This window comes from Streptomyces sp. NBC_01190 (assembly GCF_045039895.1).
GTDB lineage: Bacteria > Actinomycetota > Actinomycetes > Streptomycetales > Streptomycetaceae > Actinacidiphila.
In genome coordinates, this window is record NZ_CP108580.1 from 1,722,662 (window position 1) to 1,744,866 (window position 22,205).

Annotated in this window: 25 protein-coding genes and 1 pseudogene; 4 read left to right on the top strand and 22 right to left on the bottom strand. The window is 68.9% G+C overall.

Annotation, left to right across the window (positions count from 1 at the left end; translation table 11 throughout):
• Positions 1-2 precede the first annotated feature (2 nt).
• The 10 genes from secG to uvrA all read right to left on the bottom strand — a co-directional run bounded on the left by secG (position 3) and on the right by uvrA (position 13,115).
• The gene (gene secG / locus OG519_RS07305) at positions 3-239 is read right to left on the bottom strand and encodes a preprotein translocase subunit SecG (protein WP_405580181.1); all 237 of its coding nucleotides are present in this window, start codon (positions 237-239) and stop codon (positions 3-5) included.
• 113 nt (positions 240-352) lie between these two features.
• A complete protein-coding gene (tpiA, locus tag OG519_RS07310; RefSeq protein WP_405592537.1) occupies positions 353-1,108 on the bottom strand; it encodes a triose-phosphate isomerase in 756 nt (251 codons plus the stop codon).
• Positions 1,109-1,206: 98 nt separating this feature from the next.
• Entirely contained in the window at positions 1,207-2,421 is a 1,215-nt protein-coding gene (locus OG519_RS07315; protein ID WP_405580184.1) for a phosphoglycerate kinase, read from the bottom strand.
• Between the two features lie 183 nt (positions 2,422-2,604).
• Positions 2,605-3,609, bottom strand: coding sequence for a type I glyceraldehyde-3-phosphate dehydrogenase (gap, locus tag OG519_RS07320; RefSeq protein WP_405580187.1), 1,005 nt, complete (start codon positions 3,607-3,609; stop codon positions 2,605-2,607).
• Positions 3,610-4,143: 534 nt separating this feature from the next.
• The gene (whiA, locus tag OG519_RS07325; RefSeq protein ID WP_405580190.1) at positions 4,144-5,121 is read right to left on the bottom strand and encodes a DNA-binding protein WhiA; all 978 of its coding nucleotides are present in this window, start codon (positions 5,119-5,121) and stop codon (positions 4,144-4,146) included.
• On the bottom strand, positions 5,112-6,122 hold the full coding sequence (gene yvcK / locus OG519_RS07330; RefSeq protein WP_405580192.1) for a uridine diphosphate-N-acetylglucosamine-binding protein YvcK: 1,011 nt from the start codon (positions 6,120-6,122) through the stop codon (positions 5,112-5,114). The genes whiA and yvcK overlap by 10 nt, the downstream gene beginning before the upstream one ends.
• Positions 6,119-7,186: an RNase adapter RapZ gene (rapZ, locus tag OG519_RS07335; RefSeq protein WP_405580194.1), complete on the bottom strand. Its 1,068-nt coding sequence runs from the start codon at positions 7,184-7,186 to the stop codon at positions 6,119-6,121. The genes yvcK and rapZ overlap by 4 nt, the downstream gene beginning before the upstream one ends.
• Complete coding sequence (gene uvrC / locus OG519_RS07340) at positions 7,183-9,354, bottom strand: excinuclease ABC subunit UvrC (protein WP_405580197.1); 2,172 nt, start codon at positions 9,352-9,354, stop codon at positions 7,183-7,185. The genes rapZ and uvrC overlap by 4 nt, the downstream gene beginning before the upstream one ends.
• 120 nt (positions 9,355-9,474) lie before the next feature.
• The gene (locus OG519_RS07345; protein WP_405580200.1) at positions 9,475-10,068 is read right to left on the bottom strand and encodes a Rieske (2Fe-2S) protein; all 594 of its coding nucleotides are present in this window, start codon (positions 10,066-10,068) and stop codon (positions 9,475-9,477) included.
• Between the two features lie 113 nt (positions 10,069-10,181).
• Positions 10,182-13,115 (bottom strand): excinuclease ABC subunit UvrA, encoded by a 2,934-nt coding sequence (gene uvrA, locus OG519_RS07350; protein WP_405580202.1) that lies wholly within the window; start codon positions 13,113-13,115, stop codon positions 10,182-10,184.
• 242 nt (positions 13,116-13,357) lie between these two features.
• Between uvrA and OG519_RS07355 the strand changes: the two genes are divergently transcribed.
• Positions 13,358-14,011, top strand: a complete 654-nt coding sequence (locus OG519_RS07355) for an MBL fold metallo-hydrolase (protein ID WP_405580205.1) — start codon at positions 13,358-13,360, stop codon at positions 14,009-14,011.
• A gap of 41 nt (positions 14,012-14,052) precedes the next feature.
• Positions 14,053-14,598 (top strand): hypothetical protein, encoded by a 546-nt coding sequence (locus tag OG519_RS07360; protein WP_405580208.1) that lies wholly within the window; start codon positions 14,053-14,055, stop codon positions 14,596-14,598.
• Positions 14,599-14,642: 44 nt separating this feature from the next.
• Here the strand turns inward: OG519_RS07360 and OG519_RS07365 are convergent, their stop codons facing one another.
• From OG519_RS07365 to OG519_RS07415, 11 genes are all read right to left on the bottom strand, one after another.
• Positions 14,643-14,858 carry a hypothetical protein gene (locus OG519_RS07365; protein WP_405580211.1) on the bottom strand — a complete coding sequence of 72 codons (216 nt, stop codon included), beginning with the start codon at positions 14,856-14,858 and terminating at the stop codon, positions 14,643-14,645.
• A 99-nt stretch (positions 14,859-14,957) separates the two neighbouring features.
• Complete coding sequence (locus OG519_RS07370; RefSeq protein WP_405580213.1) at positions 14,958-15,287, bottom strand: hypothetical protein; 330 nt, start codon at positions 15,285-15,287, stop codon at positions 14,958-14,960.
• A gap of 144 nt (positions 15,288-15,431) precedes the next feature.
• The gene (locus OG519_RS07375) at positions 15,432-15,674 is read right to left on the bottom strand and encodes a hypothetical protein (RefSeq protein ID WP_405580216.1); all 243 of its coding nucleotides are present in this window, start codon (positions 15,672-15,674) and stop codon (positions 15,432-15,434) included.
• Positions 15,675-15,851: 177 nt separating this feature from the next.
• Positions 15,852-16,046 (bottom strand): hypothetical protein, encoded by a 195-nt coding sequence (locus OG519_RS07380; RefSeq protein WP_405580219.1) that lies wholly within the window; start codon positions 16,044-16,046, stop codon positions 15,852-15,854.
• Positions 16,043-16,489: an ATP-binding protein gene (locus tag OG519_RS07385; RefSeq protein WP_405580221.1), complete on the bottom strand. Its 447-nt coding sequence runs from the start codon at positions 16,487-16,489 to the stop codon at positions 16,043-16,045. Before OG519_RS07385 ends, OG519_RS07380 begins: the two co-directional genes overlap by 4 nt.
• 189 nt (positions 16,490-16,678) lie before the next feature.
• Positions 16,679-17,527, bottom strand: coding sequence for a helix-turn-helix domain-containing protein (locus OG519_RS07390; RefSeq protein WP_405580224.1), 849 nt, complete (start codon positions 17,525-17,527; stop codon positions 16,679-16,681).
• A gap of 17 nt (positions 17,528-17,544) precedes the next feature.
• Positions 17,545-18,069: a DUF6879 family protein gene (locus tag OG519_RS07395; RefSeq protein WP_405580226.1), complete on the bottom strand. Its 525-nt coding sequence runs from the start codon at positions 18,067-18,069 to the stop codon at positions 17,545-17,547.
• A complete protein-coding gene (locus OG519_RS07400; RefSeq protein WP_405580228.1) occupies positions 18,041-18,283 on the bottom strand; it encodes a hypothetical protein in 243 nt (80 codons plus the stop codon). Before OG519_RS07400 ends, OG519_RS07395 begins: the two co-directional genes overlap by 29 nt.
• 159 nt (positions 18,284-18,442) lie before the next feature.
• Entirely contained in the window at positions 18,443-18,991 is a 549-nt protein-coding gene (locus tag OG519_RS07405; protein WP_405580231.1) for a hypothetical protein, read from the bottom strand.
• Between the two features lie 61 nt (positions 18,992-19,052).
• Positions 19,053-19,304, bottom strand: a complete 252-nt coding sequence (locus tag OG519_RS07410; protein ID WP_405580234.1) for a hypothetical protein — start codon at positions 19,302-19,304, stop codon at positions 19,053-19,055.
• Positions 19,305-19,575: 271 nt separating this feature from the next.
• Complete coding sequence (locus tag OG519_RS07415; RefSeq protein WP_405580237.1) at positions 19,576-20,109, bottom strand: hypothetical protein; 534 nt, start codon at positions 20,107-20,109, stop codon at positions 19,576-19,578.
• A 133-nt stretch (positions 20,110-20,242) separates the two neighbouring features.
• Between OG519_RS07415 and OG519_RS07420 the strand changes: the two genes are divergently transcribed.
• Both OG519_RS07420 and OG519_RS07425 read left to right on the top strand, forming a co-directional pair.
• Entirely contained in the window at positions 20,243-21,226 is a 984-nt protein-coding gene (locus OG519_RS07420) for a glycosyltransferase family 4 protein (RefSeq protein ID WP_405580238.1), read from the top strand.
• Entirely contained in the window at positions 21,160-21,645 is a 486-nt protein-coding gene (locus OG519_RS07425; RefSeq protein WP_405580241.1) for a sugar phosphate nucleotidyltransferase, read from the top strand. The genes OG519_RS07420 and OG519_RS07425 overlap by 67 nt, the downstream gene beginning before the upstream one ends.
• 73 nt (positions 21,646-21,718) lie before the next feature.
• On the opposite strand, the pseudogene OG519_RS07430 reads toward OG519_RS07425, so the two are convergent.
• A pseudogene (locus tag OG519_RS07430) lies at positions 21,719-22,186 on the bottom strand (recombinase family protein); the annotation flags it as partial.
• Positions 22,187-22,205: the final 19 nt, after the last annotated feature.

Here is a 22,205-nt window from a genome sequence, read left to right on the forward strand (position 1 = left end):
GCTCACTTCTGGAACTTCATCACCAGGCCGAGCACCACGACACAGGCGAACCACAGCAGGGCGATGACCACGGTGATCCGGTCGAGGTTGCGCTCGGCCACCGAGGAGCCGCCGACGGTGGACTGCATGCCGCCGCCGAACATGTCCGACAGGCCGCCGCCCTTCCCCTTGTGCATCAGCACGAGCAGCAGAAGCAGCAGGCTGAAGATGATGAGGGCGATGGAGAACCCGATGACCACGGCTGGACCAACTCTCTCGACTACACGACGGCGTCACATGACTACGACACGGGGCCGGACGGTACGAGCGCACCGCCACGGCCCCGCCAGGGTACTTCACCGTGCCCTTGAGTTCACTGGTCGCGGAAGCGGACGATCTTGACGAACTCCTCGGCGTCCAGTGCGGCGCCGCCGACGAGGGCGCCGTCCACATCCGGCTGGGCCATGATCGCGGCCACATTGCCCGACTTGACCGAGCCGCCGTACTGGATCCGTACGCCGTCGGCGAGCGCCTGGTCGTACAGCTCCGCGAGGCGGCCGCGGATCGCCCCGCAGACCTCCTGGGCGTCCTCGGGGGTGGCCACCTCGCCGGTGCCGATCGCCCAGACCGGCTCGTAGGCGATGACGGTGGTGGCGGCCTCGGCGGCGGGGACGTCCTTCAGGGCGCCGTCGAGCTGGGCCAGGGTGTGGGCGACCTGGCGGCCGGCCTTGCGGACGTCCAGACCCTCGCCGACACACAGGATCGGGGTGAGGCCGTGCCGGTGGGCGGCCTTGACCTTGGCGTTGACGACCGGCTCGTCCTCGCCGTGGTACTGGCGCCGCTCGGAGTGCCCGATGACGACGTAGGCGCACTTCAGCTTGGCCAGCATGGCGCCGGAGATCTCGCCGGTGTAGGCGCCGGAGTCGTGCTCGGACAGATCCTGGGCGCCGTACTTGATCCGCAGCTTGTCCCCGTCCACCAGGGTCTGCACGGAGCGCAGGTCGGTGAAGGGGGGCAGGACCGCGACCTCGACCGCGTCGTGGTCCTTGTCGGTGAGGGCGAAGGCGAGCTTCTGGACCTGGGCGATGGCCTCCAGGTGGTTGAGGTTCATCTTCCAGTTCCCCGCCATGAGCGGGGTACGGGAAGCCGCTTCGGTATGTCCGGTCTGTGCTGTCTGTTCTGTCACGGTTCGATCAGCCTTCCATGCTCTTCGGGGCTTCGTGGGCTTCAGTCCTGGAGGGCCGCGAGGCCGGGCAGCGTCTTGCCCTCCAGGTACTCCAGGCTCGCGCCGCCGCCGGTGGAAATATGGCCGAAAGCGTTCTCGTCGAAGCCGAGGATGCGGACGGCCGCGGCCGAGTCGCCGCCGCCGACCACGGTGAAGGCCGGGCTGTCGATCAGCGCCTGGGCGACCGCCCGGGTGCCGTCGGCGAAGTCGGGGTGCTCGAAGACACCCATCGGGCCGTTCCAGAAGACGGTGGCCGCGTCGGCCAGCTTGGCCGCGAAGAGCTTGCGGGACTCCGGGCCGATGTCCAGGCCCAGCACATCGGCCGGGATGGCCTCCACCGCGGCGGTGACCGGCGAGGCGGGGGCCTTGGTCTTCAGGTCGGGGAACTCGGTGGCGCCGATGACGTCCACCGGCAGCACGAACTCGACGCCCTTGGCCTTGGCCCGCTCCAGATACTCGGTGACGACCGGGATCTGGTCCTCCTGGAGCAGGCTCTTGCCGACCTCGTACCCCTGGGCCTTGAGGAAGGTGAAGACCATGCCGCCGCCGACCAGGATGCGGTCGGCCTTCTCCAGCAGGTGGTCGATCACCCCGAGCTTGTCGGAGACCTTGGAGCCGCCGAGCACCACCGCGTAGGGGCGGGCGACATCCTCGGTGAGCTTGTGCAGCACACCGACCTCGGTGGCGATCAGCCCGCCGGCCGCGTGCGGCAGCCGGGCCGGCAGATCGAAGACCGAGGCGTGCTTGCGGTGCACCGCGCCGAAGCCGTCACCGACGTACGCGTCGGCCAGCGCGGCGAGCTGGTCGGCGAAGGCGCCGCGCTCGGCGTCGTCCTTGCTGGTCTCGCCGGCGTTGAAGCGCAGGTTCTCCAGCAGCGCGACCTGGCCGTCGGCCAGCCCGTCCACGGTGGACCGCGCGCTGTCACCGACGGTGTCGGCGGCGAACGCGACCTCGGCCGCGAGCAGTTCGCCGAGCCGGGCGGCGACCGGGGCGAGGGAGAAGGCGGGGTCGGGCGCGCCCTTGGGGCGGCCCAGGTGCGAGGCGACGATCACCTTGGCGCCCGCGCCGGCGAGCTTGGTGATGGTCGGAACGGCGGCACGGATCCGGCCGTCGTCGGTGATGGTCTCGCCGTCGAGCGGGACGTTGAGGTCGGCGCGGACGAACACCCGCTTGCCCGCGACCTGCCCTTCGGCGATCAGATCGTCGATCGTCTTCATCTTCGGGTCTCCTGTGAGTACGGGTCTGCACGGCGACGCGACGGAACCGGCCCCCCATGGGGCCGCTTCCGTGCGGTGGTCACGCGAACAGGGCCCGGACGGCGCGTCGCCGCGCTCGTCCGGACCCTGTTGCTCACCTTTCGCTCACCTCGCTGTGCGGTGGCTGATGCGGTGATTACGCGTTCAGAGCTGGCCGCCGACGAAGACCGTGAGGTCGACGAGACGGTTGGAGTAACCCCACTCGTTGTCGTACCAGCCGATGACCTTGGCGGTCTTGCCCTGGACCATGGTCAGCGAGGAGTCGAAGGTGCAGGACGCCGGCCAGTTGACGATGTCCGAGGAGACGATCGGGTCCTCGGTGTACTCGAGCAGGCCCTTGAGCTGACCCTGGGAGGCCTTCAGGAACGCGGCGTTGACCTCGTCCTTGGTGACTTCGCGCTCGAGGTCGACCACCAGGTCGGTGACCGAGCCGGTGGGGACCGGCACGCGCATCGCGATGCCGTCGAGCTTGCCCTTGAGCTGCGGGATGACCAGCGCGGTGGCCTTGGCGGCGCCCGTGGTGGTCGGGATGATGTTCTCGGCGGCGGCGCGGGCGCGACGCAGGTCCTTGTGCGGGAAGTCCAGGATCCGCTGGTCGTTGGTGTACGCGTGGACCGTGGTCATCAGGCCCTTGACGATGCCGAAGTTCTCCAGCAGCACCTTCGCCATCGGCGCCACACAGTTGGTGGTGCAGGAGGCGTTGGAGATGATGTTGTGGTTGGCGGGGTCGTACGCGTCCTGGTTGACGCCCATCACGATGGTGATGTCCTCGTTGCTGGCGGGCGCCGAGATGATGACCTTCTTGGCACCGCCCGCGATGTGCTTGCCCGCGTCGGCGGCCTTGGTGAAGATACCGGTCGACTCGATCACGATGTCGACGCCCAGCTCGCCCCACTTGATGGCGGCGGGGTCGCGCTCGGCGAGCACCTTGATGGTGTGGCCGTCCACCGTGATGGTGTCGGCGGTGCTGGTCACCTCGGCCTTGAGGCGGCCGAGGATGGTGTCGTACTTCAGCAGATGCGCCGTGGTCGCGGTGTCACCCAGGTCGTTGACAGCCACGATCTCGATGTCCGCGCCCTGCTCCAGGGCGGCGCGGAAGAAGTTACGACCGATGCGGCCAAAGCCGTTGATGCCTACCCGGATCGTCACGAACCGATCTCCTCGCTCATTCGCCGGAGTCCCTCTCCGGCTGCGAATTATGGGATGTCCCCGACCACCCACGACCCTACCGCGCCCGGGTGTTCCAGGTGACACCGGTCAGCCTCCCAAGGACTGCTGAAGCCCGACTGAACTGTGCCCGGGTAGCGGCCCCCCGCGCGCGTCGCCGCAGGCAGCGGGCGGGGGGGCTCCGGGAACCTGGTGGCGCCGGGCGGGGCCGGGTGGCGCCGGGCGGGGCCGAGAGGGGGCCGAGAGGGGGCCGGGAGGGGGCCGGGAGGGGTCGGGAGGCCGCGAGTAACGGTCACGGACGGTGATGACGACAGCCGTCGTGGCCCGCGCCCGCCGACGGGAGTACCGCCGTTCGGTGCTGCGGCCCCGGGGAGCCACTGGAAATTCCCCGAACATTCGTCCGTCGGGGGACGGCGCGGGCGCGGGCGCCGTCTCCGGTGGGCGCGGGGTGTTTTTCCCGCTGGGCGCGGTGTCCCGGCGACGGCGCCCCCGCGCTGCGATCAGTCGATCAGCAGATCAGCCGACCATCTCATCGGTCAGATTGGCCTCGGTGCTGGGCAGCCCCAGGTCGGACGCGCGCTTGTCGGCCATCGCCAGCAGCCGGCGGATCCGGCCGGCCACCGCGTCCTTGGTGAGCGGCGGCTCGGCGAGCGAACCCAGCTCCTCGAGCGAGGCCTGCTTGTGGTCCATCCGCAGCCGGCCGGCCGCGGCGAGATGTTCGGGTACGTCGTCCCCGAGGATCTCCAGCGCGCGCTGCACCCGGGCGCCGGCCGCCACCGCGGCCCGGGCCGAGCGGCGCAGGTTGGCGTCGTCGAAGTTGGCGAGCCGGTTGGCGGTGGCCCGCACCTCGCGGCGCATCCGCCGCTCCTCCCAGGCCAGCACCGAGTCATGGGCGCCCAGCCGGGTCAGCAGCGCGCCGATCGCGTCGCCGTCCCTGACCACCACCCGGTCCACGTTGCGCACCTCACGGGCCTTGGCCGGGATCTGGAGCCGGCGGGCCGCGCCCACCAGCGCCAGCGCCGCCTCCGGCCCGGGGCAGGTCACCTCGAGCGAGGAGGAGCGGCCGGGCTCGGTGAGCGAGCCGTGGGCGAGGAACGCGCCGCGCCAGGCCGCCTCGGCATCGCAGGTGGCGCCGGAGACCACCTGAGGCGGCAGCCCGCGGATCGGCCGGCCGCGGCCGTCCACCAGGCCGGTCTGCCGGGCGAGCTGATCGCCGCCGGCCACCACCCGGACCACGTACCGGCTGCCGCGGCGCAGCCCGCCGGGCGCCATCACCACCAGGTCCGAGGAGTGCCCGAAGATCTCCAGGATGTCCTTGCGCAATCGCCGGGCCGCGATCCCGGTGTCCAGCTCCGCCTCGATCACGATCCGCCCGCTCACCAGGTGCAGGCCGCCCGCGAAGCGCAGGATCGACGAGACCTCCGCCTTGCGGCAGCAGGTCCGGGTGACGGGAAGCCGGGAGATCTCGTCCTTCACCGCTGCCGTCATCGCCATGGGCCGATCCTTCCACGCATACGAAAAATCCGGTCATACGCGGCGGCCAACAACTCCGGGTCGTGCCGCGGCCCGTCGGGGGCGGCGACCGGGGCCAGCTCGACCGTACCCCCCAAGCGCTCCGCGGCCTCGGCGAGGCTGTCGCGATCGGGTACGGCGGCCTCGTCGGCGAGAACCACGTCGATGGTGAGTTTAGGGGCGTGTCGCCCCAAAACCTCCAAGTGACGCTGCGGAGAAAATCCGTCGGTTTCTCCGGGTTGCGGCGCGAGGTTCAAGGTGAGCACCCGGCGGGCCCTGGTGGTCATCAGCGCGTCGGCCAACTCCGGTACCAGCAGGTGCGGGATGACGGAGGAGAACCAGGAGCCGGGGCCGAGCACCACCCAGTCCGCGTCGAGCACCGCCTGCACCGCCTCCGGCACGGCCGGCGGGTCGGCCGGCACCACCTGGACCTCGATCACCTCGCCCGGGGTGAGCGCGACGGTCGCCTGGCCGCGGACGGTGGAGATCTCGTCCGGCCGCTCCGGGTGGTGGCCGCGCACGATGGCGTGCAGGTCGAGCGGGACCGCGGACATCGGCAGCACCCGCCCGTGCGCGCCGAGCAGCCGGCCAACCCATTCCAGGGCGGCCACCTCGTCGTTGAGCTGTTCCCACAGCGCGACGATCAGCAGGTTGCCGACCGCGTGGCCGTGCAGATCGCCGCTGCTGACGAAGCGGTGCTGGATCACCTTGGCCCAGGTCCTGCCCCATTCGTCGTCACCGCACAGGGCGGCCAGCGCCTTGCGCAGGTCACCGGGCGGCAGCACGCCCATCTCGGTGCGCAGCCTGCCGCTGGAGCCGCCGTCGTCGGCGACGGTGACCACCGCGGTCAGATCCCCGGTGATCCGCCGCAGCGCGGCCAGCGAGGCGGCCAGCCCATGGCCGCCGCCCAGGGCGACCACTTTCGGCGGCACCCCGGAGCGGCGGCCCACGCCCCGGCGCCCCCGCCGACCCGTCTTGATCACTCGCGCCCCATGTCCCTGTGCACCGTCACCGTCTCCACTCCGTCCGCCGCGAGCCGTGCCGCGAGTCGTTCCGACATCGCCACGCTGCGGTGCTTGCCGCCCGTACAGCCGACGGCGATCGTCACATAGCGCTTGCCCTCGCGCCGGTAGCCCGCCGCGATGATGTGCAGCAGCTCGGCGTACCGGTCGAGGAACTCCTTGGCGCCGGGCTGGTTGAACACATACTGCGCCACCTCGTCGTTGAGCCCGGTGAAGGGCCGCAGCTCCGGCACCCAGTGCGGGTTCGGCAGGAAGCGGCAGTCCACCACCAGGTCGGCGTCGACGGGCAGCCCGTACTTGTATCCGAACGACATGACGGTGGCGCGGAGTTCCGGCTCCTCGTCGCCGGCGAACTGGGCGTCCAGCTTGGCCCGCAGCTCGTGCACGTTGAGGCTGGAGGTGTCGATCACCAGATCGGCGTCACCGCGCAGTTCGCGCAGCAGGTCGCGCTCGGCGGCGATGCCGTCCACGATCCGGCCGCTGCCCTGGAGCGGGTGCGGGCGGCGGACCGACTCGAAGCGGCGCACCAGCGCGTCGTCCGAGGCCTCCAGATAGATCACCCGGCGCTTGATGCCCCGGGTGGCGAGGTCGGCGAGCGACTCGCGCAGGTTGTCGAAGAACTGCCGGCCGCGGACGTCGACCACCACCGCGATCCGGGCCACGTTCCCCTGCGAACGGGCGCCGAGGTCGACCATGGTGGGGATCAGCGCGGGCGGCAGATTGTCCACCACGAACCAGCCCAGGTCCTCCAGGCATTTGGCGGCGGTGCTGCGGCCGGCCCCCGACATGCCGGAGATGATCACGAGTTCGGGTTCCGGCACGGGGTCCGCGGCCTCGGCCGGGCCGCCGCCGGTGAGGTCGGTCGCGTCCAGTTCGTGCTGCTGGGCGTCGCGCTCTTGGTGCTGGTGCTGCTGCTGAGCATCGTGTTGCTCGGCGCGCTGCTGGGCGTGCTCGATCGCGTCGGGCCCGGGCGTGCCGTGCTCGTCCCGGGGATGTTCGTCCTGCCGTTCGTCCTGCTCGCTCATGCGCTGTTCCCCCGATGTTCGGACGGGAGCTCTGCCGGCGGGGCCGGTGTCCCGTCGTCCTCTTCGATGATCTCTCCGGTCGCGGTGTTCACCGCGGGTGCGGCCGGGGCCGCCGCTGCCAGGGCGGCGGCGACCGTCTCCGCCGTACGGCGGCCGATCCCCGGGACCTCGCAGATCTCCTCGATCGTCGCCGACCGCAGCCGCTTCAACGAGCCGAAGTGTTTGACCAGGGCCTGTTTCCTGGTCTCACCGAGGCCCGGCACGTCGTCCAGCGCGCCGGCCTTCATCGACTTGGAGCGCTTGCTCCGCTGGTAGCTGATGGCGAAGCGGTGGGCCTCGTCCCTGACCCGCTGGAGCAGATAGAGCCCTTCACTCGTACGAGGCAGGATCACCGGGTCGTCCTCGTCCGGCAGCCACACCTCTTCGAGCCTTTTGGCGAGGCCGCAGACCGCGACGTCGTCTATACCCAGCTCGGCGAGCGCCCGGCGGGCCGCGGCGACCTGCGGCTGGCCGCCGTCGACCACCACGAGCTGCGGCGGATAGGCGAACTTGCGCGGCCGGCCGGTGTCGGGGTCGATGGGCCCGCCGGCGATGTCGTCATCCGGTCCGACCGGGCCGCTCGATCCGCTCCCGCCGGACCCGGTGGCGGCGCCGGGGCCGCTTGAGCCGGTGGGGCCGCTTGAGCCGGTGTGGCCGAAGCCGTTGTCGCCGCCGCCCAGCTCCTCCTCCCACTCGCTGGTGCGCTGCCGCTCCTGGAGGAAGCGGCGGAAGCGGCGGGAGATCACCTCGTGCATCGAGCGCACATCGTCCTGGCCGGCGAAGGACTTGATCTGGAAGCGGCGGTACTCGCTCTTGCGGGCCAGCCCGTCCTCGAAGACCACCATCGACGCCACCACGTCGTCACCCTGGAGGTGGCTGATGTCGAAGCACTCGATACGCAGCGGTGCCGTCTCCAGGTCGAGCGCGCCGGCGATCTCTTCCAGGGCCCGGGACCGGGTGGTCAGGTCGGAGGCCCGCTTGGTCTTGTGCAGGGCCAGTGCGTGCTGCGCGTTGCGCTGCACGGTGGCCATCAGGTCCTTCTTGTCGCCGCGCTGCGGCACCCGGAGGCTCACCTGGGAGCCGCGGCGCTGGCTCAGCCAGGCGCCGAGCGGTGCGGCCGGCTCGGGCAGCACCGGGACCAGCACCTCCCGGGGCACACCGCCGCTGCCGCCGGACTGCTCGGCGTCCCCGCTCTCCTCGCCGTAGAGCTGCTGGACCGCGTCCTCGACCAGGTCAGCGGTGTTGACCGCCTCCACCTTGTCGGTGACCCAGCCGCGCTGGCCGCGCACCCGGCCGCCGCGGACGTGGAAGATCTGCACGGCCGCTTCGAGTTCGTCCTCGGCGATCGCGATCAGATCGGCGTCCGTGGCGTCGGCGAGCACCACCGCGTTCTTCTCCATGGCGCGGCGCAGCGCCTCGATGTCGTCCCGCAGCCGGGCCGCCTGCTCGTATTCCATGGCGCTTGCGGCCTCCTTCATCCGCTGTTCGAGCCGGCGGAGGTAGGTGCCGGCGTGGCCGGCCATGAAGTCGCAGAACTCCTCGGCGAGTTCGCGGTGCTCCTGGGCGCTGATCCGGCCGACGCAGGGGGCCGAGCACTTGTCGATGTAACCGAGCAGGCAGGGGCGGCCGATCTGCCGGGAGCGCTTGAACACCCCGGCGGAGCAGGTGCGTACCGGGAAGACCCGCAGCAGCAGGTCGACGGTCTCGCGGATCGCCCAGGCGTGGGCGTAAGGACCGAAGTAGCGCACGCCCTTGCGCTTGGGGCCGCGCATCACCTGGACCCGGGGGTACTCCTCGTTCATGGTGACGGCGAGCGACGGATAGCTCTTGTCGTCGCGGTACTTGACGTTGAAGCGCGGGTCGTACTCCTTGATCCAGCTGTATTCGAGCTGGAGCGCCTCCACTTCGGTGGAGACCACCGTCCACTCCACGGAGGCCGCGGTGGTGACCATGGTGGCGGTGCGCTGGTGCAGATTGGTGATGTCCTGGAAGTACGAGGACAGCCGCTGACGCAGGCTCTTCGCCTTGCCGACATAGATCACCCGGCGGTGCTCGTCCCGGAACCTGTAGACCCCGGGAGAGTCGGGGATCTGGCCCGGCTGCGGTCGATAGCTGCTGGGGTCTGCCATGGTTCCACCCTACTGGCGGCGGCTGACAACAGAGCGGCCCCACGGCGGCCGGGCCACCGTCGTGGGCGCTTCCGTCGGGCGGTTCCCCGGGGCGGTTCGGGTACCTGGTTCCGGTGGGTTCTAGCGGGCGGGTCCGGCGGTGAGTTTGCCGCCGGCCGCCGTGACGGGGACGGCGGGCAGCGGCTTGATCGCCGGGCCCTGGACGACCGCGCCGGTCTCCGCGTCGAACTGGCTGCCGTGGCACGGGCAGGAGACCGTGGTGCCGTCCAGCGAGTCGACCACACAGCCCTGGTGGGTGCAGACCGCGCTGAACGCCGTGAAGGTGCCCGGCCGCGGCTGTGCGACCACGACCTTGTCGTCCCGGTACAGCTTGGCGCCGCCCACCGGGACCTCGGCGGTGGGACCCAGCTCCACCGGCTGGGCGGGTCCCTTCGCCGACGAACCGGTCTTGCCGCCGCAGGCGGCCAGCCCCGCCCCGACCGCGCCGGCCGCCCCGGCCAGCGCGACGCCCCGCAGCACGGTCCGGCGCGTCTTTGCGGCGGGGCCGGACCGGGGCGCGGAAGCAGGCCCGGAGCCGGACCCCTCGGTGGTCCCCGGCAGCGACCCCGCGGCGGTTCCGGCAGCCGGCGACGGGGCGGGCGGTTCGGTCGGCGGCTGGGTCGGGGGGCGGGCCGGCGGTTCGGTCAGGGGTTCGGTGGACGGCTGAGTGGACATGACGCTCCAGCGATACGTTCGGGCGGGGTGCGGGACGGTTGAGCGGATCCGGCGATCCGTACCTTACGTCCCGAACCTGTCCGATCGTCCCGGCCCCCGCCCCCGCCTCACCCTCACGCCTTGCCGGCCGCCGCCCGCTTGCGGGGAGCCGCCTTCTTCGCCGCGGCCCGCTTGCGCGGCGCGGGACCGGCCGCGTCGGCGACCCCCTCCGGGTCGAGGATGTCGCGCAGGAACTTTCCGGTATGACTGGCCGTGACACCGGCGATCTGCTCCGGGGTGCCCTCGGCGACCACCAGACCACCGCCGTTGCCACCCTCGGGACCCATGTCGATCACCCAGTCCGCGGTCTTGATGACATCCAGGTTGTGTTCGATGACGATCACCGAGTTGCCCTTGTCGACCAGACCGGACAGCACCTTGATCAGTTTGCTGATGTCCTCGAAGTGCAGACCGGTGGTCGGCTCGTCCAGCACGTACACCGTGCGTCCGGTGGACCGCTTCTGCAGCTCGGAGGCGAGCTTCACGCGCTGCGCCTCACCGCCGGAGAGGGTCGGCGCGGACTGGCCGAGCCGGACGTACCCGAGGCCGACCTCGTCCAGGGTGCGCAGATGGCGGGAGATGTTCGGCACCGCCTCGAAGAACTCCAGCGCCTCCTCGATCGGCATGTCCAGCACCTCGGCGATGGACTTGCCCTTGAAGTGCACCTCCAGGGTCTCCCGGTTGTACCGGGCCCCGTGGCACACCTCGCACGGCACATAGACGTCCGGCAGGAAGTTCATCTCGATCTTGATGGTGCCGTCGCCCGCGCAGTTCTCACAGCGGCCGCCCTTGACGTTGAAGGAGAACCGGCCGGGCAGATAGCCGCGCACCTTGGCCTCCACCGTCTCCGCGAAGAGCTTGCGGACATTGTCGAAGACGCCGGTGTACGTGGCCGGGTTGGAGCGCGGGGTGCGGCCGATCGGCGACTGGTCGACATGGACCACCTTGTCCACCAGGTCGTCGCCGTCCACCCGGGTGTGCCGGCCGGGCACCTTGCGGGCGCCGTTCAGCTCACGGGCCAGATGGGTGTAGAGGATGTCGTTGACCAGCGTGGATTTGCCCGATCCTGACACCCCGGTGACGGCGGTGAACACACCCAGCGGGAAGGACACGTCGATGTCCCGCAGATTGTGCTCCCGCGCGCCGTGCACGGTGAGCTGCCGCCCGAGGTCGATGGGCCGCCGCACGCCGGGTGTGGGGATGGAGCGCTTGCCGGACAGATACTGGCCGGTCAGCGACTCGTCGTTGACCAGCAGATCCTTGAGCGAACCGGAGTGCACCACCTTGCCGCCGTGCTCACCGGCGCCGGGGCCGATGTCCACCACCCAGTCGGCGGTCTTGATGGTGTCCTCGTCGTGCTCGACCACGATCAGGGTGTTGCCGAGGTTGCGCAGCCGTACCAGTGTCTCGATCAGCCGGTGGTTGTCCCGCTGGTGCAGACCGATGGACGGCTCGTCCAGCACGTAGAGCACACCGACCAGGCCGGAGCCGATCTGGGTGGCGAGCCGGATGCGCTGGGCCTCGCCGCCGGAGAGGGTGCCCGCGGCGCGGTTGAGGGACAGATAGTCCAGGCCGACGTCGACCAGGAACCTCAGCCGCTCGTTGACCTCCTTGAGGACCCGCTCGGCGATCTGCTTGTCCCGGGCGTTCAGCTTCATGGCGCCCAGGAACTCGGCGCAGTCGCTGATCGACATCGCGGCGATGTCGGCGATCGACTTGTCCTGCACGGTCACCGCGAGCACGATCGGCTTCAGCCGGGTGCCGTGACAGGTCGGGCAGGGGACCTGCCGCATGTACCCCTCGAAGCGCTCCCGGGCGGAGTCGCTCTCCGCGTCCTGGTAGCGGCGCTTGACGAACGGGATCGCGCCCTCGAACTGCGCGTTGTAAGCACGCTCCCGGCCGTACCGGGTCTTGTACGAGATACGGACCTCGGTCTTGTGGCCCTGGAGCAGCGCCTTGCGGGCCCGCGCTGGCAGCGCGGCGAAGGCGATGTCGGTACGGAAGCCCAGGTCCTTGGCGAGGCCGCTGATCAGCCGGTCGAAGTAGCTCTTGGTCATGCCGCCGGTCCAGGGCGCGATGGCGCCCTCGTCCAGCGTTTTCTGCGGGTCCGGGACGATCAGCTCCGGGTCCACCTCCATCCGGGAACCGATGCCGGAACAGTCCGGGCAGGCACCGAACGGGGAGTTGAAGGAGAAGGAGCGCGGCTCCAGCTCCTCGAAGGACAGATCGTCGTACGGGCAGTAAAGATGCTCGGAGAACATCCGCTCGCGCTGCGGGTCGTCCTCCGCCAGGTCGACGAAGTCCAGGATGATCATGCCGCCGGAGAGGCCGAGCGCGGTCTCCACCGAGTCCGTCAGGCGGCGCTTGGCGCTCTCCTTGACGGTGAGGCGGTCCACCACCACCTCGATGGTGTGCTTCTCCTGCTTCTTGAGCTTGGGCGGCTCGGTGAGCGTGATGGTCGCGCCGTCCACCCGGGCCCGGCTGAAGCCCTTGGTCTGGAGGTCGCGGAAGAGGTCGACGAACTCGCCCTTGCGCTCGCGGACCAGCGGGGACAGGACCTGGAAGCGGGTGCCCTCCTCCAGCTCCAGCACCCGGTCGACGATGGCCTGCGGCGACTGCCGGGAGATCGGGCGGCCGCACTCGGGGCAGTGCGGCTTGCCGATCCGGGCGAAGAGCAGCCGCAGATAGTCGTAGACCTCGGTGATGGTGCCGACGGTGGAGCGGGGGTTGCGGGACGTGGACTTCTGGTCGATCGAGACGGCCGGTGACAGGCCCTCGATGAAGTCGACGTCGGGCTTGTCCATCTGCCCCAGGAACTGCCGAGCGTAGGACGAGAGCGACTCGACGTAACGGCGCTGGCCCTCGGCGAAGATCGTGTCGAAAGCCAGTGACGACTTGCCGGAACCCGACAGGCCCGTGAACACGATGAGTGCGTCCCGGGGGAGGTCGAGTGAGACGTTCCGCAGATTGTGCTCTCGAGCCCCACGGATGGTGAGTCGATCGGCCACGCCAGTGCGCACCTTTCATAGAACGGGGGTGTGGTGGAGTCGTCCATCGGTCCGTACCCCCCAGACAGCCTAAACGGGGCGCGCACGGCATTTCTTCCTGAACGGTTGTTGGTCTTGCTCGGTGACAGATCGAGCGTATAGCACGTGCATTCGATTTAGAGAACCGCGCGGCCATCTTCACCCGATCGTGTGGCCCGGGGAACGCGCGGTATCCCGGGCGCGGGCGCGGCTAGGCTGGCGCCATGGCGTACACGGGAGAGGTGACCGTCGGCGGCGCGCCCGACGTACACGAGCTGAGGGACCTGATCATCACCAAGGTGGCGGTCGGCGCGATGAACAACAACGCGTATCTGCTGCGCTGCCGGGCCACCGACGAGCAGCTCCTGATCGACGCGGCGGCCGAGCCGGAGACCCTGCTGGAGGTGATCGGCGGGGACGGTATCGGGTCCGTGGTCACCACCCACCAGCACGGCGACCACTGGCAGGCGCTCCCGGCCGTGGTGGCCGCCACCGGCGCCCGCACCTACGCCGGACGCGAGGACGCGGCCGGCATCCCCGTCCCCACCGCCACCCCGGTGGACGACCTGGACACCATCGCCTTCGGCGGGGTCCGGCTCACCGCCCGCCACCTCGTCGGCCACACCCCGGGCAGCATCGCCCTCGTCTACGACGACCCGCACGGCCACCCGCACGTCTTCACCGGCGACTGCCTCTTCCCCGGGGGTCCTGGACGGACAACAAACCCGGCGGACTTCACGTCCCTGATCGGCGGTCTCGAAGAGAAGATCTTCGCTGTTCTGCCGGACGAGACGTGGGTCTACCCGGGGCACGGAAACGACACCACGCTCGGCGACGAACGCCCTCACCTCGGTGAATGGCGCGAGCGCGGTTGGTAGATCCGGTCAGGGCCTCCTCCCGAACGACAAAGGAGAAGGCAGTGACCGACAGCACCAACAACAGCAGGAACGACCGGGGGAACGACCGGCAGGCAGGGAAGCCTCTGCCGGGGAGGAAGACGCCCGTCGTCCCCCTGGAACGGCTCCCGTTCGAACCGTCTCTTCACAAGGTGATCAGCCCCGCGCATGAGGGGTACTGCTCGTGGCACGGGCGCCGCTGCCCGGACAAGCCCGTGTGGTCGTACCGCACCCCGATGGGCATGGTCTCCGCGTGCGAGCGGGGGTCGGAGCAGATCGAGGAGCGGTACGGCTCCCCGAACCTCGTGACCGGGGCGAAGCTCGCCCGGGACCTGGGCAAGGTCGCGGACCCGCAGCCCGCGAAGAAGTTCACCGAGTCGGACATGGCGGGGAAGCTCGCCGACTGCCTGCGCGGTCCGGACGCGAAATTCATGGGGGGCCGGTTCCTCATCGAGGTGATCCCCGTCAACGGTGGTTCCCTCACGGATGAGGAGCTGGCGGCGTGTACCGCCGGAGAGCCCCTGGAAGACACGGTGGAAGTCGAGGACGACGAGCGCGACGTGAAGTAGCAGAGGGAACGAGGAGGGCCCCCGGCGCCGGGGGCCCTCCTCACCTACAGCACCGGGACGTTCTCCCAGGTGTCGTTGGCCTTGCGGCGCTCGATGCGGGACACAATGATCCCGTTCTCCCGCTTGAACAGGTCGGCGGCGCGCCACGCCTGCTCGTCGCTGTCCAGCCCGTCGATGCCCGGCGGATAGTCGCCAGCCGTAATGAGCCCGCTCTCGTCGTAGAACCGGTACTCCCAGGTGCGGTCGTAGTTCGCTTCCATCGTTTCTCCCTCGTGGGCCACCCGTTCGGCCTGTGGGAACAGTGTCCCGCGAGGGTCGGACCAACTGTTAATCACGGCTATGTCATTTTCAGGCCGGTGTCAACGGGCCTGACACTGGTAGGTGAGGTTCTTGATCCGGTTGTGGATGACGTCCGCGGTCGGGGCGACCGCGCCGTTCTCCTTCGCGTCAAGGGCAGCGGTCAGGCGATCGAGGTCCGAGGACAACCCCGCCTCGAACGTGCCGACCGGGGCCGGAGTGATGCTCCCCAGGGCGCCCAGACGCTTCCCAGCCGCCCGCAGCTCATCCGCCCAGGTGATAGGAGTCCCGCCGTCATCGAGGAGCCCCAGTGGCGTCTGTATCCCGTCGAGAACAGCGCGGGCCTTCGCGCACGACGTCCCCCTAGTAATAAGGGACGCGGTGTCCCTCACCGTGGGAGTGCCGGCTGATGGGGTAGGGCGCGGGGCCGGGCGGCTGGGGGGTGCTGTGTCGGCGGAGCAGCCGACCACGACCAGCAGCAGAAACGTCAGCAGGGCAAAGAACAAGGAACGGGTACGCACGGGGAACTCCGTGGGTCAGTAGGGATGCTCACGCGGTGTGTCGACGTACATGCGTCCGAGGGGTTCATGGGCGCGGTCGTGCATGACGACCAGGGCCTCGATGCACCAGCGGCACGCAAACAAAGGAGTCACAGCGTCGGGGCTGGTGATGTCCCCGATGTGGGCGACCTGCACCTCGGTGCGGATGCAGCGGAAGCAGTCACCGAGGGCATAGTCGTATCCGGCGAGGGTCGCTTCGATCCGGCCGTAGTCGGTCACAGGTCGCTCCAGGGGTGGACCCGCTCCGGTACGGGGGAGCCATCACAGGACCGGAGCGGGCGTTGGTGATCCCCGACCCCGAGAGAGGAGGAGAGGGGCCGGGGATCGGCCCGTCCCACGGGTTGCCGCCCTGGTGGGACAGGCGCCCCGGTGTGCGGTCCCAGGGCGGTTCGGGGATTACCAGTCGGTGCGGTCGGTTCGCTTGGTGATGATGCGGAGCCGTTTCGGGTCTTCGGCGGTCCAGCCGCCCGGACCCAGGCGGGGGCGCAGCAGGTGCGTGCCGTCACTGTGGACGTCCGAGAGGGTCGCGTCCCGCCCCGCGACGGGGTCGTGGACGAGGTCACCGACCCAGGCGCCTATGCGGTCGGTCATGCCGAGGCCTCGCTTGTCAATTCGCCCCACACGACTTTCCCTTCGGGGGTGGTGGAGGTGCCCCAGCGGCTCGTGAGGACGTTGACGAGGAGCAAGCCCCGGCCGTGTTCGTCGTCCGGTCCTGTCTCCCGGATACGGGGGGCATGCGGAGACCCGTCGACTACCTCGACGCGGATCAGGGCCATCGCGGGGCGAAGGAGCCGCACGACGATGAGATTCCCGTCGGTGTGACGGATCGCGTTTGCGACCAGTTCCGTCACGACGAGGGCCGCGTCGTCGATGAGGGTGTCCAGGCCCCACGTCCCGAGGACGATCCGGGCGAGCCGCCGGGCGTAGTCGGCGCTGGTGTCCTCCCGGCGCAGCGTCACCGAGTACCCGGGGTGGCCCACGGCGTTCGGGACGGTCCGGACCGTCATGAGGATGGGTTCGAAGCTGTCGCGCATGGCTCGTCCTGTCGGCCGTCGGGGTGTCACGTCGTCTTCGTCGGCCTGTCGAACGTGGGGGCGGTTCCTGCGGCATCCAACGATTGGGCTCACAGTCATCAGGACCTCGGTCGGTGCGAGTCGGTGTCAGCCGACCGTAGGGACCAGGGCTCACGCGCCTCAACGAGTTTCTACGGATTTCTACGGCGGTTACCCGAGTGAGTTAATGGCGTTAGTGATCAGCTCCCGAGCAGCCGCCCCGAAGACCGCCGCGGTGCCCAACTCGCGGTAGGCCCTGATGTATTGCTCCACCTCGCTCGGCGCGGTCACCTTCACGGCCGCCGACAGCAGCTCGACGTGGACGCGGGCGTCGTCAAAAACGTTGAAGGTCTCCAACGGCCAGACCGGGCGGGGAGCGGCAAACGGGATGATGCCCAGGCTGACTGAGGGGGCCGACATCAAAGTGAGGAGGTAACCCAGTTGGCCGGCCATCGTGGAAGAGTCGCCGATCCGGGACCGCAGAACGGACTCCTCCACCAGCACCGCGAATCGCCTACCGCCCGTGAACAGCACCCGGGAGCGCTCCATGCGTGCCGTGACGGCGTCCTCCACATCGTCGGGAGCACGGTGGAAGCGCGCGATGGAAGACAGGAGCGCAGTGGCGTAGGCGGGCGTCTGGAAGAGGCCAGGGATCACGTTGGAGCAGTACACCCGGAAAAAACCGGTGCGCTCGTACAGCTCCGTGCGGGCCTCCTGGAGCTGCCGGAGTCCCGTGCGCTGAACCCGCCTCCACTCGACGTACAGGGAGTCGGCGGACTGCGCTGAGGCAACAAGGTCATCGGCTTCGCGCGTGGCGTCGCAAGCCCCACACCAGGCCCGAATATCCGTCACCGACGGTGGGGTGCGGGCGTGCTCGATGCGGGAGACCTTCGACGGGTACCACTCCAGCCGCCGCGCAAGCTCGGTGGACGTCAGCCCCGCCCCCTTCCGGATCTCACGGAGACGGACGGCGAGCTGGTGCCGAGCAGCTTGAACGGCGGCTGATGGTGATTCGGACATGTCGGTTCTTCAGCAGGTCAGATCGTGTAGCGCTCATGCGGGATGGCGCGTTCCCAGACGCTTTCGAACGCGCCGGACACGTTCTTGATGACGTCGGGATCATCGGACAGGGTGTGTCCAACGAAGGCGCCGTCCCCGGAGAAGAGCCCGAAGCGGATCAGGGTGTCGTCGAAGACCCAGAAGTCATTGCCCGGGATCAGCAGGTCCGAGGCCAGTCGGCGCGGGAGCCAGCGGACGTCCTCGCCTGCCATCAGGTTCTGGAAGGTGCTCGCGTGCTCGTACCGGATGTAGCCGGTAACGGGCTCGGAGACCACGCGGGCTCGGCGGACGGAGACGCCACGGGCCACGGCCTGAAAGACCGAGTCATGGAAGGCGTTCCACCATTCCGTGCGGGTCTCCGGTGTGTGCCTGCGGCCCGCCTTCCAGGCCGCGAAGTCTTCGTCCTCGTCGGCGACGCCGTAGACATCCCGGGTCTCCAGGTGGACGGCTGACGAGCGGCACCCCGCCAGCAGGTCAGCGAACGGCGGAACCGTCTGCGACATCACATGCCTCCCTGATGGCTGCCACCATGCGGGCGGGCAGTCGCACGACAGCTTCGGTGTCCGGGATGGCACCCGTCTCCAGGCATTCCCGTTCGGTGCTGTCATCCGCCTTCCACCCCTGGATGACCAGCTCGTTCGTATCGGCGTCTACCCACACGGTCGGGCAATTGTCACCGTTGGTGTTCGGGTCTTTCGCGATGAACCGTAGCGTCATGGCTGTTCCCCATCCCCTCGGTTTCTACGGACTTCTACGACGGTCACTCATCCGGGCCACACGGGTCAATACCGCTGCGCCCGCCGAGGACGCGCCAGGGCAGGGCAGTGGGGCAGCCCATTCTCCGACTCCCCCACCTTCGCCATGACGATCGCGGAACTACCCCTCGGCTGACGGTTCCCCGCCGTGGTCTTCGAGCGCCTCAAGGGCGGCTTCGGTGAACTGCGACAGGAACTGGCTGAGTCGGGAGAACAGCTCCATCACGCGCGGCTCGTTCCCCCCAGGTCCGGGCGTGAACGTCATCTGTGCCAGTTGCACCAGCAGCATGAGGACGGCGTCAGCCGCGACCGCGACCGTCTCGGGGCCCTGGATGGCGACAGAGGTATTCGCCCTCGTCAATGCCGTAACCGGGGAAGAACTCGGAACCACCTGGTGCGGGTAGTTGGTGCGCTTGGCCGTGGCGATGGTCCCCGAGATCGCCTCGGTGAACCCCTGGGCTTCACGCATGAAGTCCTCGAAGACCTTCGCCCTGGTGGTGCGACGTTCCACCAGGCTTTCGTAGCGCCTCTGCCGGGCAGCTTCCTTCTCCTGAGAGGCGAGCTGTGCCCGCGTCTGCCGTGCCCCGAAGAAGCCGGTGGTTATCGAGCCCAGCAGCGCCAGGCCACCACCGACCGCCGTACCGATGACTCCTGCTGTTGCTGCGTCCACGGCCGGATTCTCCCGGAACCGGGCGCGGGCCGCAGGCCGTTCCCCGACTCCCCCCGTGCGGTCATGCTGGTGGATCTGCCACTTCCAGCCTGAACCGCCAGACGGGGATGCCCGCGACCGCTGCCCCGGCGGCCCGCACGAACTCGTCGATCCGCTTCGGGATCAGAATGCTCGGCGGGGTTTCGCCCTCCAGGGGGGTTTGTCCGAGCCGTGCGAAAGCATTGACGATGTCGCGGGCTGCGTCCGCTACGTGCTGCGGCCCGAAGATCGTCAACTCGGCACACATGCGGTCCAGTCGTTCGAGAATCGGCATGATCTCCTCGGACGGATCGCTCCACTCGCCGTGCTCGAGAACGCATCGAGGGCGTCGTTCTCCCGGTGCACCTGCCCGAGGTACTTGGCGTACGCCTGTCGTCGGACATCCCGCAGGTCCTTTGCGCTCTCGAACTGCCTCTGCCGTTCGGCCTCGGCCCGTGCCTCGGCAGCTTGCCCGCGCGCTTGGCGGATCCCGAACCAGCTCGCGCCGAGCGTGCCAAAGAGAGTGCCGGCCACACCTGCGATCCCCACCCACGCTTCATCCATCCCTACTCCTCACTTGACGGATGCGGCGGCTCTCCTGAGCGGATGGGCTGCGGCCCCTCCCCGGAGTCCTCCAGCGCACGCTGCGCGACTTCGGTGAAATCCTCCAGAAGCTCCCCGAGGCTGCTGAGCAGGCCGGAGCGGTTGGCGATACCCTCCGCAGTGCGCAGCCTGCCCGCCGCCTCCATGATCGCCCGAACCACCTCTGTAGCCGCTTCTTTCGCTGGCTGCGGTCCGAGCACAGCGATGACAGCGCGCGCCTGGCCGAGATCGCTCATCTCCGCACCGACCTGACCACGAAGGGTCAGGCTGGCAATGGCCGCCTGTGCGTGATCGAGGAACTCGGCGTACGCCTTCTGCCGGGGCTCACGGCGTTCCTTCAAGCTCTCAAAGCGCCGCAGACGGACTGCTTCATCCTGCTGAGCGGCTATCTGTGCTTTGGCAAGGCGTGCGCTGATCAGACTGGTCGCCACCCCTGTTGCGCCCGCGAGGACGCCACCCAGCGCCACCCCCACGATCCCCACCCATGCTGCGTCCACGCCGGAATTCTGCCCCAGGCTCCTGACGGTCCGCAGCCCTTTGCTACAACCGGGCTCAGTACGCAGCAGCACGAGTGTCGTTAGTCGCGCCTACCATGAAAGGAGGAAACAAGAATCGAGAAAACCAGTGAGCGTGAGTGTTTTCGGCTGGCGCGCCGACAATGCCGGATGCGGGTACTACCGCATAAGCCAGCCCCTCGACTGCCTGAGCGCCCTCGGATACCGAACATGGCATCACACGCGGATGCCCGAGAATTACGGCACGTACGCGGTCGTCATCGGGCAGCGTGTCACCCTGCCGAAGCCCACCGAACGGTGGCAGAACCTCGCCCGCGCTGGCCGGCACCGGCTCATCTACGAACTCGACGACGACCTCCTCAACGTCGACCACGGAAGCCGCGCAGCTTTCGAATTCTTCGGACGACCGGAAATCCGTGACAACCTCCGGCGAAACATTGAAGTCGCCGACGCTGTCACCGTGTCGACCGAGCCCCTCGCGGAGCGGATGCGCCTGTACAACCCGAACGTTCACATAGTGCCCAACCACACCCCGGCGTGGCTCCTCGACCACACCGCGCCGCAGCGGCAGGACGGCATCGTCACCATCGGATGGGGCGGCTCCGGCACCCACCACATGGACTTCGCGGAAGTCGGCTCACACCTACGCCGTGTCCTCGATCGCCAGCCAAACACCGAATTTCATGTCATCGGAAGTGACTACGCCGCGTGGATTCGTCTCCCCCGCAACCGATGCCGTTTCACGCCCTGGATCGAGAACGTCGAAGCCTTTTACCGGGCCATCGACTACCACATTGCCGTCGCGCCGCTGCGCCCGCACCTTTTCAACCAGGCAAACAGCGACGTGAAGTTCCGGGAAGTAGCCGCCCTCGGAATTCCCATGGTCGCGTCCGACTGCGGACCCTACGCCCGCAGCATTCAGCACGGCGTCACCGGATTTCTCGTCAAAAGGGATCACGAATGGGGTGTCTTCTTGCGGAAGCTCATCGAGGACGAGGCGCTCCGCAAAGAAATGGGAACCGCCGCACGGGAATGGGCACGCACCCAAACCATCGAAAGCAACATCGCCATCTGGGAGGCGGTCCTGTGCGCGGCGTAATCCTCGCCAGAGGCCACGGAACACGCCTCGGGGACGCCACCCGCGTTGTGAACAAGCACCTCCTGCCTGTGTACGACCAGCCAATGATCTACCAGCCCATCCGGACCCACCGCGCCCTCGGCTGTGACGACATCCTCATCGTGACCGGCGGCGAGAACATCGGAGGGTTCGCTCAGCTCCTCGGCTCCGGGTACACCTACCGAGTCCAGGAGCAGGCCGATGGCGTCGCGGGAGCCCTCGCGTGCGCCGAAGGGTACGTATCGGGCCTGTTTCCCGTGATCCTCGGCGACAACTACCTCCCGCAGCCGCCCACGATGCCCAACCAGCCGTCGATCTGGACCCACACCACCGACCGGCCCGAAGCATTCGGTATCTACGACCCCGGGCAGCGTCGTCCTCTACGTCATCGAAGCCGATGACGACGCCTTTCCGGTCGTGCTGGTAGACGCGGCGCCACCCGTACTGCACGGCACCGTTCGCGCGGCCTTCCTCAGCGCGGGCCAGGGCCTCACGCGCGACCCGCTCCGCTTTGATCTCCGACTCCAAGGTGTCGGACTCGCCGAGCTGGGAGAGCTGCGACCGCTCCGTGGCCTTCGTCATGTCGTAGAACCCGCCGGACTCGAACGCCACGCACGCCTTCGCCCGCCGCAAGTCCTCGATTGCCTGCGCCCGTTCCACACGCCTACGCCACACCCTTGAGGGGTGATAACCGAGGAGAACGTCCTGCTGTCCGGCGCACGAAAGAGCAGGCATCGCCTCCAGAACGGCAGCGATGACCTGGTCGTAACCGGGGCGCTCCTCGTCCTTGTGGGGGCTGATGTCGTTGTCGGTGAACTCCCCCACGACTTCCCACCCGTGCTTCCTCGCGTGGGCCCGCAGATCGTTCAACTGCCGTTCGACGCCCCGCCGTTGCTCCTTGGGGTCGTCGCTGATGCGCGCATACAACCAGCAAACGGTCACCTTGACATATTATCCGCTG